Origin of the sequence: Pantoea sp. RIT-PI-b, from assembly GCF_001187905.1 — a bacterium.
Classification (GTDB): Bacteria; Pseudomonadota; Gammaproteobacteria; order Enterobacterales; family Enterobacteriaceae; genus Pantoea; species Pantoea nemavictus.
The window spans coordinates 69,007-83,226 of the sequence record NZ_LGIS01000013.1 but is presented as its reverse complement, the minus strand read 5'-3'; the positions used below and the strand labels follow the sequence as shown (position 1 = coordinate 83,226).

Genomic DNA, 14,220 nt, shown 5'->3' with positions numbered 1-14,220 from the left:
TTCATTTTTACTGAAGTCCGCTGCCACAAAATTTAAGGATTGAAACGATGAAAACATGGCTTCCGATCGCGTGTTTACTGGTCAGTGGTTTTGCCACGGCACAACAAACCTCCCCCATCGACCAGCAGCTAGACCAGTGTATGAACCGGGAATCCACCACGCTCGCCATGTCGCAATGCTATGACACGGCCAATAAAGCGTGGGATAAGGAGATGAACGCGCAGTACACCCAAGTGATGAAAAAATTAACCGGTGAACCAAAAGACAAATTGCGTAGCGCCCAGCGTGCATGGCTGGCTTATCGCGATAGCTGGCTGGATGCCAGCCGCAGCTATTTCCTCAGCAGCCAGGGCACCATGGCGGCACTTTCCGTCGGCGCGCAGGGCGTCAGCCTGGTACGCAATCAAGCGCTGATGTTGCAATCAATTAACAAAGGCAGTTGCGCCAACCCCGACGATTGTTGATTAATGGGGGCGTTAAAAAAACGCTGAGCGCTGGCACTTGTCAGCGCGCCCATCGATCTTCAGGGAGAAACCATGGCTGCCTATGCCTCCACCATCATTCTTGTTTGCCTCGCCGTCCTCAGCTATTTCGTGCATAACAGCGCCGTTACCATTTCGATACTGATCCTGCTGGCGATCAAGCTTACGCCGTTGTCTCAGTTCTTCCCCTATGTGGAGAAGCAGGGCATTCAGATCGGCATTATTATCCTTACCGTCGCCGTGATGGCACCGCTGGCCAGCGGCACGCTGCCGGCCTCTTCGCTGCTGAAATCCTTCGCCAACTGGCAATCCATCGTGGCGATTGTGGTGGGCATTTTTGTTGCCTGGCTGGGCGGTCGCGGTGTGAACTTTATGAGCGTGCAGCCGTCGGTAATTGGTGGACTGCTGATTGGTACGGTGATTGGCGTCGCCTTCTTCCGTGGCGTGCCGGTTGGACCGCTGATTGCTGCCGGCATCGTCTCGCTGTTTGTCACCGCGAAGTAGCGGGGTGGAGCATTCCGAAACGCCAAAAAGGGGGCATACTTTCAGAGTCAGTTGGCTATAATAGCCGTCACTCAACATATGACTAATGAAGGAAAGCCAGATGAGTTTGAACCAGGTGCCTGCAGGTAAAGAGTTGCCAGAAGATATCTACGTTGTCATTGAGATCCCGGCTAACGCCGATCCGATCAAATATGAAGTCGACAAAGAGTCTGGCGCCCTGTTTGTAGACCGTTTCATGTCTACCGCCATGTTCTACCCGTGCAACTACGGCTACATCAACCACACCCTGTCTCTGGACGGTGACCCGGTTGACGTGCTGGTGCCAACCCCGTATCCGCTGGTGCCGGGCTCAGTGATCCGCTGCCGTCCCGTTGGCGTGCTGAAAATGACCGACGAGTCTGGCGAAGATGCCAAACTGGTTGCGGTTCCGCACACCAAGCTGAGCAAAGAGTACGATCACATCAAAGATGTGAACGACCTGCCAGAACTGCTGAAAGCGCAGATCACCCACTTCTTCGAGCACTACAAAGATCTGGAAAAAGGCAAATGGGTGAAAGTTGACGGCTGGGACAATGCAGAAGCGGCGAAAGCTGAAATCATTGCTTCCTACGAGCGCGCCCAGAAGAAATAAGCTTTTTTCTGTCACGCATAAAAAAACACCGTCCTATGGACGGTGTTTTTATTTGTTAACTATCGCCATCGCGCCTTAGCCAGTCGCCGCTCGCGATACGCGTGCGCCCGGTTATCGAACGCTGATAGACATACAGCCAGGCACTGCCGTAAGGCGTCTGAATAAGCTGGCGTTTGTATTCGCCATTCTTGGTACGCAGGGCATCAAGCTCGCCGAGCGTGCTGGCGTCAATGCGGTACACCTCGCAATAGACGCTGCCTTCTCCTTCCACCACACCCGGATAGTGACCGAGATTGTAGAGATCAAACCCTACAATCTGGTGGTCGCCGAGCCACTGCGCATTCGTCATCCAATGACTGTTTCCCTGTTTGCGCCGTAAACTGCCATAGACAATTATTCGCATTGCTAAAACTCAAACTGATAGAGCAGATCCAGTGCCTGGTCGAGACCCGACACGGCTTCTAAATAGAGTTTGGGCATCAGGCGATAACGCAAGGTTAACGTCGCCAGTGAATCAAATATGCCAACACCGTATTTTACTTGTAGACCCGGCAACACGTAACCACTCACCTGCACCTGCTGACTATCACCTACGCCAGCGGTATCAACCGCGAGGTTACTGACACCGAATGTCTCGCCGATTTTACCCACAACCTGACCACTTTGCGCAACCCCCAATCCCACCAGCGCGGAAGTTAATGCGTTGCTGTCACCATCGCTGTTGAGTCCCTGACCGCGTAACAGGTAAGAAAGCGCTTCCTGTTGCGACATGGCCGGGTCGGAGAACACTTCCACTTTCGGCTCATCCGCCAATCCGGTGACACGCAATCCGGCGGTAACATCGTCTTCGGTTGCCTCCGGATTACGGATGGCTTCAAGGTTGACGTAAGGCTGATCCGGCGGACCGGCAAATTGCAGCTCACCTTTGCGCACCACCAGATCCTGACCATAAGCGTGGAAACGGCCAGATGGAATGTTGATTTGGCCATTTAGGCCAAGACCATTTTTATCCTGCGCCAGTTTGAGATCGCCATTCAGCTTGGCTTTCAGGCCAAATGCCGAGAGGCGCACGTCGTTGCCGACGTGGATCACCAGATTGCTGTTGATCGGGATCGCCGCAGTTTTCGGCGCAATCGGCTTGAGATTTTGATCCAGCATCACTTCATCAGACGAGACGCCGGTCGCGCTTTCCGGCACTTCCTGCACGGTGATGCGCGCCCACGGAATATCCACTTTGCCGTCGAGGTTGAACGCGGCTGGCGTGGCTTCGAACACCAGATCCGGCGAGACATCCATGCGCACCATCGGCGGCACGGTGACGCGTATACGGCTGCCCTGGGCGGCGACGCGCGCACGCCAGTTGTCCAGCTGGCTCCAGTCGGCGTTTCCGCTCAGGTTAAGATTGCCTTGCGCCGTTTGAATCATGCCGTTGAGCGTTGAGCTCATGCCATTGAACACCATGTTGAGATTGGCGGCGGTGAGATCGACCGGCATAAAGCTGCCGTCGACATCCACATCGCTCAGCCCCAGCTGGCCAAATACCTGCGGCTGCTGCAGCGAACCGGCCAGACGCAGATTGCTGTTGAGGTTGCCTTTGATCTTCTCACCCTGCATCAGCGCCGGATTGAGCATCGCCAGCGAGATATTGCTGATTCCGATGTTACCCGACAGCTGACGACGGTTCTCAGGATCGGCAATTTGCACGTTGCCGCTGAGCTGGCCGTTGTTAACGATGTGGATCAGCCAATTCAGTTGGGCACGCCCATTTTGCAGCGCCGCATTCAGATTCAGCGTGTCGAAGGCGATTGGCAAGGTGTTGCCCTGCACATCCTGCTCCACTTTTACGCCGTTGCCTTTCAGCGCCACGGTGCCAGTCGGCAGCGCGCCGTCAGCGGTCCAGTTAACGCGTGCATCACCGCTGAACACGCCGTTCAGTTTGGTGGCATCGGTGAGGAACGGTTTGAGCATCGCCAGATCGAAACGATTGAGCACCACATGCGCATGTCCGCTGGCGCCCGCTTCAATCGGTTCCGGCACGCATAGCTGCGCGTTCGGATTCTGCCAGCAGTGCGGTCCAATGGTCGCGGTTTGCTTGCTGTTGAGGTAATCAATCGCCATCGCGCGCGTCAGGCGCCATTCACCCACCGGCGTATCAAAACGGGTATTGTTGAGATTACCCTGCCAGCGCTCGGTTTTGCGATCGAAGCTGCCATTCAGCGCCAGCTGGCCAGAAACCGGTTCACCCTGCACGTCGAGCTTCAGCTGATGCTGCTTTTCGTTGCCGTCAGCGTTCAGCGTCAGCAGGTTCACTTTCAGCGCATCCTGCTGCAGCTGTTCCACCCGCAGTTGTAGCTTACCGGCGATTTGATCGCTGGATTTCACATCGCCCTGCAGCGCCACACGGCGAATTTGCAGCTGCTGCCAGCGTAAACCGGTTGCCGTAAGATCGGCCAGCAGCTGCGGTGCCTGCAAGGTTCCGCGCGCTTTGATGGTTCCTTTGGCGACGCCGCCCAGGCCCGGCAGCGCGTTATCCAGATTGGGGGCATCAATCGTCGCGTCAAGATTGAGCGTATCGCCCAGCTCGCCTTTTACATCCAGATGGTTACGGCCCAGCGCAATGTTGAGGCCGGGAACTTTCCACTGGTTGTAGCTGTTGCCAGTCAACGTGCCCTTCGCGCTCACCGCATTCTGTTTGACGTTACCTTTCAGCTCCAGCTGCGGCACGCTGAGCTGCCAGCTGCCGCCGTACAGGCTGCCGCGCGTGGCGATTTTACCGTCCAGCTTCGCTGGCCAATCCGGATACTGTTTGGCGGTGTTGATGCCCGACAGCGTCAGCTCGCTGCGCCAGCTAATGGCCTTGCTCCAGTCCACCAGCGCCGTGAGATCGATATTGCCCTGCAGCGCCGCGACGCGCAGCTTGTCGAGATTGAACTGCTGCTCGTTGCCTTTGCCGTCCAGCGCAATCGTCGCCGGCGGCACACCTTCGCCTTTTACAGCGGTGCGCAGCGACATCACGTAATCGGTGGCTTTGCCTTTGAACTGGTAATCGAGATTATCCGCCTGATACTGCACCGCTCCGGTAAGCGGCCAGCGCAGCTGTGGGCTGGTCAGCTGCAGCGCCAGCGGTAAGCCGGCAACGGCGGGCTGCGCGGTGGCATCCAGCTGCGCGCGTACCGGGCCGGAGAGATTCAGCCCCAGCTTCAGCTCGTCACGCATCGCGCCGCCGAGGTTCATTTTGATCTTCTCGCCCTTGATCGGATCAACATTGAGCGTGCCGTTCAGCGCAAAATTCACCGGCCAGTTATCGGCTAAGGTCGCTTCTCCGCTGGCGTTGAGCTGCCCTTGCGGCGAATCAACATCGAAGGTTTCCAGCTGCAGATGGCGATCGGCGGTTTTGGCTTTCAGCAGCAGACGCGTAATCGACACATCGGTATCGCCGGTAATGCGCAGCTGCTCTCCCAGCAACTCCTGCACGGTAATATCCAGCGGTAGCTGGAAGTCTGGCAGTGCCGGAAGCAGCGGCTGGGCAAACATCGCCTGCAGCGTTTCGCCCAGCGGCTTTTCTGCCGGCTGCGGCTGCTGCACTTTGGGCTGTACCACTTGCTCATCAACCACTTTCGCCGCTTTAGGCAGCGCGATCAGCAAGCTTTGGATGTGAGTCGGTGTCAGCGTTAGCGCGCGATCTTGCCACTGTAGACCGGTGCTGAAATCCAGCAGGGAAATTGCCGTATCATCCACTTTTACGTTGATGTTATGCAGACCCACTTTACTCAGCGTGATCGGATACGGCGTGCTGAGATTGGTGCTGCCGCTCTCCTCTTCTGGCGGCGGTGCGCTGGCGGGCGCCATTTTTTTGCTATCCACCACCACGCTAACGTCCTGCAGCGCAATGTCGTTAACGCATACCGACGAGTGCAGCAGGCAATTCAGATTCAGCGCCAGATGGAAGCGTCCTGCATCCACGCTTACGCCTGGCATCTCATACTTCACGCCGCTAAGCGTGAGATCGCGCCAGCCGCCATCAACCTGTTTGATCGACAAGCCTGGCACCCAGCGATCGGCGCCTTTCAGCAGCAGATGCAAACCCGGCGTGGTGCCAACCAAAAAGGCGATGCTGCCGACCAGCAGCAGCAAAAAAATACCCATGCCAATCAGGACCTTTTTCCACAGCTTCATAGTTCAGGCCCCAATCCTACGTAAAATTGCAATCCATGCTCCTTGTCATCGCCAATTGGCCGCGCGATATCGAACTTGATCGGCCCTACCGGAGAAGACCAGCGCACGCCAAAGCCGGCGCCGGTTTTCAAGTTACTCTGTTTGATGTCGTTGACCGCTTCACCGGAATCGACAAACACCGCGCCCCACCATTTGCCGGTCACGTTGTATTGATACTCGAGCGAGCCGGTGGCCATTTTTGAGGCGCCGGTCAGCTTGCCGTTGTCATCACGCGGCGACACATCTTTGTATTTGTAGCCGCGAATACTGCGGTCACCACCGGCGAAGAAGCGCAGATCCGGCGGCACTTTGTCGAAATCATTGGTTTCGATCCAACCCACATTACCGCGCGCCACAAAGCGATGCTTATCGGCGAGGGTACGGATCCAGACGTTTTGCGCCTGCAGGATCATGAAATCAACGTCCGATCCCCAGGTGGTATCCGACACATCCACCGAGTAGCGCTGCGAATCGCCCCACGTCGGCATTAAACCGCCGCGCGAGCGAGTGCGGTTCAGGCTGACGCCCGGATAGAGCAGCATGGTGGTGTTGGTGACGCTCGCTTGGGTAAAGTGATCGAGGCTCCAGCGCAGATTAATCGCCTTCTGCCAGCCGCTGCTGCTGTCCCAGTTACGCGACATCGCCAGCGTGGTGGTATCGGCTTTGGTGTCATTGAGATCGGTACGCTTCACGCCGCCGGAGAAGGTGTAGTACTGCTCCAGCGGGCTTTTCAGCAGCGGGACTTTGTAGCTGAGATCGAGCTGCTGCTCCGGCGCCGAGACGTAGGCGCTGGCGGCCAGGCTGTGACCGCTGCTGTTAATCCACGGTTTTTTCCATGTGCCTTTCAGGCGCGGACCCACATCAGTAGAGTAACCGACACCGGTTTCAATGGTGTTTTCCACCCGTGGTGAGACAACAGCATTGAGCGGCAATACTTTGGTTTGACGACCTTTATCAAACTCCGGCGCCACCACCACCGAGTTAAACCAGCCGGTCGCTGACAAGCGGCGGTTGAGTTCAGCCAGATCGCGCGAGCTGTAGTGATCGCCTTTTTTGAAGGGCACCAGATTTTGCAGATAGGCTTCGTCGATTTGCGAACCCTGGAAACTGACGTCGCCAAAACGGTAGCGTGGGCCGCTGTCGTAATCGATATCCCAAAACGCTTCACGTCGTTCCACCGACACACCAAGCTGGCTTTGCTTAAAGTCACCGTCGAAGTAACCATTACGCAGTGCCAGGCTGGAAAAACCATTTTTGAATTTGTCGTAGGCACCGTGATTCAGCTGGGTGCCGACTTTTGGCGTGCCCTGCTTAACCCAGGCTTGATAATCTTTGTCGGTTCTCGCTTCGCCCTGGATGACAATGGTGCTGCCACCAATCTTTACCGGCTCACCGGGTTTTACGTGGGCGATCAGCACCGGACGACCACCTTGTGGCGGTGCCGGGCGCGATTCAAAATTGATCTCAGGTTCGTAATAGCCGAGCGCGCGCAGGCCCTCTTTAATGGCCTCCGCTACGCGCGCCTGGAAACGCCCGTCATTGGACACCTCGTCACTGCCAATCGTCGACAGGCGTGCCCTGACATTCTTCTGCAAATCCCCGGTCAATCCGTCCAGCTGCAAGCGCACTTTGGCCGCCTCAACGGCAGGTGCAGCAAGCAACAGGCTGGCCAGACAATAAATATGAAATCGTGGCACACGTACTCCTGTTAATAATGCCGGCCCCTATTCCGCAGGGGCGTTTATTCTGTAGAAGGGTATCACCACCGCTCGTGTACCCATCAGCATAGCCGCTCTTTTTTGCCGCAACGGCGGAAATACGGCGACTAAGCCAAATAGTGAGCTATTGTCGGTAAATGGGGGAAACGATACAACAGGCATGCGCTTGTTCCGCGCCAGAGAGCAGCGCACTCGGATTAATCCGAGCACACCGCGCGCGCCGCTGGCGGCATGATAAGCGCTGCTGCTATAATCAGCGACCAGCAGGCCTCGCCTGCATCTTTTTCTGCCCCGACGTTAAGCTTATCTTGTCGATATGGCGCAGACATTTTTGGCACGGATAGCCTGTTTGACTGGCAAATACCGGATGTACGCCCACTCCCGCGCTGCCCAGGCCAAAAATGACAAGTGATTAACCCAACGGACCTTTTATGCTCGATAGCTTGCTTGTCATCCTTTTACTGATCGTAATCAGTTCATTTTTTTCTCTTTCGGAGATCTCGCTGGCGGCTGCCCGCAAGATCAAGTTGAAGCTGCTGGCTGACGAAGGCAACATCAACGCACAACGCGTGCTGAAAATGCAGGAACAACCCGGCATGTTCTTCACCGTGGTGCAGATTGGCCTGAATGCCGTCGCCATTCTCGGCGGTATTGTGGGCGATGCTGCCTTCTCTCCCGCCTTTAATAGCCTGTTCAGCCGCATCGTGGCACCCGAATTAGCGGAACAGCTCAGCTTTATCTGCTCCTTCACCATTGTTACCAGCCTGTTCATCCTGTTCGCTGACCTGACGCCAAAACGCGTCGGCATGATTGCGCCTGAAGCCGTCGCGCTGCGTATTATCAATCCGATGCGCTTCTGTTTAGTGGTGTTACGTCCGCTGGTGTGGCTGTTTAACGGTCTGGCTAACGTGTTCTTCCGCATGTTCAAACTGCCAATGGTGCGTAAAGACGACATCACCTCCGACGATATTTATGCGGTGGTGGAAGCCGGCGCGTTGGCGGGTGTGCTGCGTAAGCAGGAACATGAGCTGATTGAAAACGTGTTCGAGCTGGAATCACGTACCGTGCCGTCATCCATGACGTCGCGTGAGAACGTGGTGTGGTTCGATTTACACGAAGATGAAACCACCCTCAAAACCAAAATCGCGCAGCATCCGCACTCCAAATTTATCGTGTGTGATGGCGATATCGACCATATCGTCGGTTATGTCGATTCCAAAGAACTGCTGCTGCGCGTGCTCGGCAATCAGAGCCTGACGCTCAACAGCGGCGTGCAGATTCGCTCCGCACTGATTGTTCCGGACACCTTGACGCTCTCCGAAGCACTGGAGAGCTTCAAAACCGCCGGTGAAGACTTCGCGGTGATCATGAACGAATATGCGCTGGTGGTGGGTATTATTACGCTGAATGACGTGATGACCACGCTGATGGGCGACCTGGTAGGGCAAGGTCAGGAAGAGCAGATTGTGGCGCGTGATGAGAATTCATGGCTGGTGGAAGGCGGTACGCCTATCGATGACGTGATGCGCGTGCTGGATATCGATGACTTCCCGCAGTCAGGCAACTACGAAACCATCGGCGGCTTCATGATGTATATGCTGCGCAAGATTCCGAAGCGTACCGATTTTGTGAAGTTTTCCGGCTATAAATTCGAAGTGGTGGATATTGATAGCTATCGCATCGACCAGCTGCTGGTGACACGCATTGATGAACGTCCGCCGGTGCTGAATGTGACGAAGAGTGCGCTGGATGAATCGGAGTCGTCGTAGGGTCGCCATTCATGGCATCTAACACACCAATCGCACAAAAACTGAGGGCGCCATCGGCGCCCTTTCTTATGCTTACTTAGTTGTACTCGGCTTGCAGTCGCAGCACCTGGCGATTGATTTCTGACATCACGCTGAGATGCTGTTTGTCTTTGACGCGTGGCAACATCACTTTGCCTTTATCGAACTCGAACGCGCCCACATCCTTGATGTACAACCTTCCTCTAAATAGCGTTTTTACATATTTCGCAATTTGCAGCGGATTATAGCGCTGGAAGATCTTCATGCTGTTTAACTCCTAAAATGTTTAATACGCTCCGTCGTAACCAAATTTGGTACGAACCCATGAAGCGCAAATGAGGCATAACTATAGAGCATCCTTTCTTACCAATGTTCCGAAAAGGTGAATTTTTTACTGAATTGACACATCATTACAGAATACTCTGTTATCAGCCTCACGAAACCCAGTATAAACCTTCACTCATTATGGAATTGTGGCATAGGTTGCAAACCTGTTAACTCATTGCGACAGACGCATCATCCACGCCTAATATTGCAGGAACATGAACAACTGGTCGGATCACCAAGGAGTTTGAAAAATGCGTTTGGTACACTCTGTGATAGCACTGGCACTCCTCCCTGTCCTGGCATCAGCACAGGCATTCAAACTGGGTGAACGCGTACCCGCCGTTGGCGTTAACGACAGAGGAGAGCTGGTTTATCAACAAGATAAAGATAAGTTTAGCTACAAATCCTGGAATAGCGCGCAGCTGAGTGGAAAAGTTCGCGTCATCTTGCATATTGCTGGCCGATCTTCCGCTAAGGAGCAGAATGCCGCGCTGATTGAAGCCATTAAAGCCGCCCATCTGCCGCACGATCGTTATCAAACCACCACCATCGTTAATACCGACGATGCCATTCCCGGCACCAGCATGTTTGTGCGCAGCAGTATTGAGAGCAACAAGCAGCAGTATCCGTGGTCGCAGTTTATCGTCGATAGCAACGGCAGCGCGCGTCAGGCCTGGCAGCTGGAGAAAGGCGGTTCAGCCATTGTGGTGTTGGATAACACCGCACACGTGCGCTACGTCAAAGATGGTCCGCTCACGCAGGATGAAGTGCAGCAGGCGATGAAGCTGATTCATGAGTTATTGCAGAAGTGAGTGACGTAAAGTCGATCAGATAAGCAGCGCATCAAATCATTGCACATTCCGTAGCGGCGCGATTTATCGCGCCGCTACAAATATTAAAACAGCGAAACGCGGAAGCCGGGATTGAGAAACGATTCGCGCGGCGTGTAATCAAGGGTTTTGCCCTGCCAATCGTGCACATGCGCACCGGCCGCAATCGCCACCGCGTGTCCTGCGCCGGTATCCCAAATGTTGGTTGGCCCAAAGCGCGGATAGAGCTGTGCGGCACCTTCGGCTACCAGGCAGAACTTGAGCGAAGAGCCGATCGCGGTAGTTTGATGCTCACCCAGCTGATGCAGATACTCTTGCAGCTCTTTATCACTATCAAAATGCGAGCGACTCACCACCACTAACGGCGGACGCGCTTCACGTGCATGAATCTGCGTTCGCTCACCCTTCTCCTCTTTCCACGCTTTGTTATCTGCAGCGGAATACATGACGCCCAACACCGGCGCATAAACTACGCCCAACACCGGCTTACCCTTGTCGATCAGCGCAATATTCACCGTAAATTCACCGTTGCGTTTGATGAACTCCTTGGTGCCATCCAGCGGATCGACCAGCCAGTATTTCTGCCAATGCTGGCGCACGCCCCAGCTCGGTGGATCCTCTTCAGACAGCACCGGCACATCCGGAGAAAGCGTCGCCAGCCCCTGTAAAATCACGCGATGCGCGGCGAGATCGGCCGCCGTGACTGGCGAATCATCTGACTTGCGGGCCACGTCCACCGGCTCGGCGCCGTTATACACCTGCATAATGGCATCACCCGCTTCGCGCGCCAGCTGACAAATTTTATCTAACATTATTTACCTCTTTTCCGCTGATTCTGCCTGTCAGACACCAACAGCCAATCTGTATTCATTTTAGCAGTTGTGTTTCGACAGCCTGCGACTGCGCGATCTGCTACGGCAATGTATATGATTATCAATATCATAGTTCAAAGGCATCGGCTATGGCGGGATGCTGAATAGGTTTATGCGAAGGACAGTTGGCAAAAATTAGATGAAAGTCCGAGTCCCATCACAAATTGAAATGATAATTCGTCATGGTTTTACATTATTTTGAGAGGCCCATTGGACTGAACAAGGAGCAAGCGATGTTCAAAGCGAGCATGTCGTTATTGGCACTCGGTATTACAGCCGCCACGGTACAGGCTGCCACGGTAGATCTGCGTATTCTGGAAACGACCGATCTGCACAGCAATATGATGGATTTCGATTATTACAAAGATACGCCAACCGAGAAGTTTGGCCTGGTGCGCACCGCCACCTTGATCCAGCAATCACGCGCCGAAGCGAAGAACAGCGTGCTGGTCGATAACGGCGATATCATTCAGGGCAGTCCACTGGGTGATTACATGGCGGCGAAAGGGCTAAAACCGGGTGAGGTACATCCGGTTTATAAAGCGATGAATACGCTGGATTACGCGGTTGGTAACCTTGGCAATCACGAATTCAATTATGGTTTGCCGTATCTGCAAAGCGCGCTGGCCGGTGCGCGCTTCCCTTACGTCAATGCCAATATTATCGATGAAAAGAGCGGCAAACCGCTGTTTACTCCCTACTTAATTAAGGAAACCACGGTTACCGACCGCGACGGTACGCCGCACCGCTTAAAAATTGGTTACATCGGCTTCGTTCCCCCCCAGATTATGGTGTGGGATCGCAACAATCTGCAGGGAAAAGTGCGGGTTGATGACATCACTGAAACAGCGAAGCGCTATGTGCCGGAAATGCGCGCAAAAGGTGCTGAAATAATCGTCGCTATTCCACACTCCGGATTAAGCAGCGAACCCTATCACGCTATGGCGGAGAACTCGGTTTATTACCTCAGCCAGGTTCCAGGCATCAACGCCATTATGTTCGGCCATGCCCATGCCGTGTTTCCGAGCAAAGAGTTCGCCGCCATAAAAGGGGCTGATATTGCACAAGGCACATTGAATGGGGTTCCCGCCGTCATGCCCGGCATGTGGGGCGATCATCTCGGCGTGGTGGATTTAGTGCTGAATAATGACGGCGGCAAATGGCAGGTAGCGCAGGGCAAAGCTGAAGCACGTCCGATTTATGACAGCGCGGCGAAAAAATCACTGGCGGCTGAAGATGCCAATCTGGTGAAAGTACTGGCGCAGGATCATCGCGCTACGCGTGAGTTTGTTGCTAAGCCGATCGGCAAATCCGCCGACGTGATGTACAGCTATTTGTCGCTGGTGCAGGACGATCCTACAGTACAGATCGTTAATAACGCGCAGCGCGCTTACGTAGAGCACTTTATTCAGGGCGATCCCGATCTTGGCCGCCTGCCGGTGCTCTCTGCTGCCGCACCGTTCAAAGCCGGTGGCCGTAAGAACGATCCCGCCAGCTATGTCGAGGTGGAGAAAGGTAATCTCACCTTCCGTAACGCTGCCGATCTCTATCTCTATCCCAATACGTTGGTGGTGATGAAAGTCAGCGGTGCGCAGGTGAAGGAGTGGCTGGAGTGTTCTGCCGCGCAGTTTAATCAGATCGATGCGCACAGCAGCAAGCCGCAATCACTGATCAACTGGGACTTCCGCACCTATAACTTCGATGTGATCGATGGCGTGCATTACCAAATCGATGTGACGCAACCGGCACGCTACGATGCGGAATGCACATTAATCAATAAAGAGGCCTCACGTATCAAGGACCTCAGTTGGCAAGGCAAGCCGATTGATCCCAACGCCACCTTCCTTGTCGCCACCAACAACTATCGCGCGTACGGCGGTAAGTTTGCCGGCACCGGCGATAAGTATGTCGCGTTCGCATCACCGGATGAGAACCGCTCGGTGGTTGCCGCCTATATCAGCAGTGAGACCAAAGCGCACGGCGAGGTGAAACCGCAGGCGGATCACAACTGGCGCCTGGCACCGATTAGCAGCACCACGCCGCTGAATATCCGTTTTGAGACCGCGCCCGGCGCGAAAGCGACGAAATTTATCGAACAGCATGCCGATTACCCGATGAAAGCGGTGGGCAGCGATGAGATAGGTTTTGCGTTGTGGCAGGTAGATTTACAGAAGAAGTGACGATCAAGGGCGGCGAGTGCCGCCCTTGAGTGCTTACAGAATTTCCAGCAGCTCAACTTCAAACACCAGAGTGCTGAATGGCGGGATGGATGCGCCAGCACCGCGCTCGCCGTATGCGAGGTTGTGTGGAATCGCCAGTTCCCATTTGGAGCCAACCGGCATCAGGGTCAGCGCTTCAATCCAGCCCGCGATAACACCGCTCACCGGGAATTCCGCCGGTTCGCCACGTGCAACCGAGCTGTCAAATACGGTGCCATCGATCAGTTTACCGGTGTAATGCACACGGACGCGATCCTGACGTGATGGGATCGGGCCATCGCCTTGGGTGATGACGCTGAACTGCAGACCGGTTTCGGTGCTGCTCACGCCTTCGCGCTGCGCATTCTGCTCAAGGAAAGTCTGACCTTCTGCCGCCATCGCTTCTACGCGTTCACGACGTACACCTTCAGCGCGCTCGTGCACTTCACGCAGGGCGCGATGTACCACGTCAACCGGGACGGCCGGTGAGTTCCCTTCCAGCGCGTCGCGCAGGCCGGCGAGCAGTGCTTCCGGCTGCAGACCCTGCAGTCCAGACTCTTGCAGCTGCTGGCCTACCTGTAAACCGATACCGTAACTTGCTTGTGATTCGACGCTGTCGAATGAAGGGGTCGTCATCTTAATTCCTTAATCCCGGA

Annotated in this window: 12 protein-coding genes; 6 read left to right on the top strand and 6 right to left on the bottom strand. The window is 54.9% G+C overall.

Annotated elements, in window-relative coordinates; all coding sequences use genetic code 11:
* Positions 1 to 47 precede the first annotated feature (47 nt).
* From AC790_RS06340 to ppa, 3 genes are all read left to right on the top strand, one after another.
* Entirely contained in the window at positions 48 to 464 is a 417-nt protein-coding gene (locus tag AC790_RS06340; protein WP_007892170.1) for a lysozyme inhibitor LprI family protein, read from the top strand.
* A gap of 72 nt (positions 465 to 536) precedes the next feature.
* A complete protein-coding gene (locus AC790_RS06335; RefSeq protein ID WP_007892168.1) occupies positions 537 to 986 on the top strand; it encodes a DUF441 domain-containing protein in 450 nt (149 codons plus the stop codon).
* Between the two features lie 100 nt (positions 987 to 1,086).
* Positions 1,087 to 1,617: an inorganic diphosphatase gene (ppa, locus tag AC790_RS06330; protein ID WP_007892166.1), complete on the top strand. Its 531-nt coding sequence runs from the start codon at positions 1,087 to 1,089 to the stop codon at positions 1,615 to 1,617.
* Between the two features lie 55 nt (positions 1,618 to 1,672).
* Here ppa and AC790_RS06325 read toward each other — a convergent pair whose 3' ends face one another.
* The 3 genes from AC790_RS06325 to AC790_RS06315 are packed head-to-tail and all read right to left on the bottom strand — an operon-like array spanning position 1,673 to position 7,529.
* The gene (locus AC790_RS06325) at positions 1,673 to 2,020 is read right to left on the bottom strand and encodes a gamma-glutamylcyclotransferase (RefSeq protein ID WP_007892163.1); all 348 of its coding nucleotides are present in this window, start codon (positions 2,018 to 2,020) and stop codon (positions 1,673 to 1,675) included.
* A 2-nt stretch (positions 2,021 to 2,022) separates the two neighbouring features.
* Positions 2,023 to 5,793: a translocation/assembly module TamB domain-containing protein gene (locus tag AC790_RS06320; protein WP_049851251.1), complete on the bottom strand. Its 3,771-nt coding sequence runs from the start codon at positions 5,791 to 5,793 to the stop codon at positions 2,023 to 2,025.
* Positions 5,790 to 7,529 (bottom strand): autotransporter assembly complex family protein, encoded by a 1,740-nt coding sequence (locus AC790_RS06315; RefSeq protein WP_007892153.1) that lies wholly within the window; start codon positions 7,527 to 7,529, stop codon positions 5,790 to 5,792. Before AC790_RS06315 ends, AC790_RS06320 begins: the two co-directional genes overlap by 4 nt.
* A 452-nt stretch (positions 7,530 to 7,981) precedes the next feature.
* Here AC790_RS06315 and AC790_RS06310 point away from each other — a divergent pair, with 452 nt between their 5' ends.
* Positions 7,982 to 9,319, top strand: coding sequence for a hemolysin family protein (locus AC790_RS06310; protein ID WP_007892151.1), 1,338 nt, complete (start codon positions 7,982 to 7,984; stop codon positions 9,317 to 9,319).
* 76 nt (positions 9,320 to 9,395) lie between these two features.
* Here AC790_RS06310 and AC790_RS06305 read toward each other — a convergent pair whose 3' ends face one another.
* On the bottom strand, positions 9,396 to 9,602 hold the full coding sequence (locus tag AC790_RS06305) for a DUF1107 domain-containing protein (RefSeq protein WP_007892150.1): 207 nt from the start codon (positions 9,600 to 9,602) through the stop codon (positions 9,396 to 9,398).
* 313 nt (positions 9,603 to 9,915) lie between these two features.
* On the opposite strand from AC790_RS06305, the gene AC790_RS06300 reads away from it, so the two are divergent.
* Complete coding sequence (locus AC790_RS06300) at positions 9,916 to 10,476, top strand: YtfJ family protein (protein ID WP_007892148.1); 561 nt, start codon at positions 9,916 to 9,918, stop codon at positions 10,474 to 10,476.
* Between the two features lie 83 nt (positions 10,477 to 10,559).
* Here the strand turns inward: AC790_RS06300 and cysQ are convergent, their stop codons facing one another.
* Entirely contained in the window at positions 10,560 to 11,306 is a 747-nt protein-coding gene (gene cysQ, locus AC790_RS06295; RefSeq protein WP_049851250.1) for a 3'(2'),5'-bisphosphate nucleotidase CysQ, read from the bottom strand.
* A gap of 293 nt (positions 11,307 to 11,599) precedes the next feature.
* Here cysQ and AC790_RS06290 point away from each other — a divergent pair, with 293 nt between their 5' ends.
* Complete coding sequence (locus tag AC790_RS06290; protein WP_049851249.1) at positions 11,600 to 13,546, top strand: bifunctional 2',3'-cyclic-nucleotide 2'-phosphodiesterase/3'-nucleotidase; 1,947 nt, start codon at positions 11,600 to 11,602, stop codon at positions 13,544 to 13,546.
* Positions 13,547 to 13,579: 33 nt separating this feature from the next.
* Here AC790_RS06290 and fklB read toward each other — a convergent pair whose 3' ends face one another.
* The gene (gene fklB / locus AC790_RS06285) at positions 13,580 to 14,200 is read right to left on the bottom strand and encodes an FKBP-type peptidyl-prolyl cis-trans isomerase (RefSeq protein WP_007892143.1); all 621 of its coding nucleotides are present in this window, start codon (positions 14,198 to 14,200) and stop codon (positions 13,580 to 13,582) included.
* Positions 14,201 to 14,220: the final 20 nt, after the last annotated feature.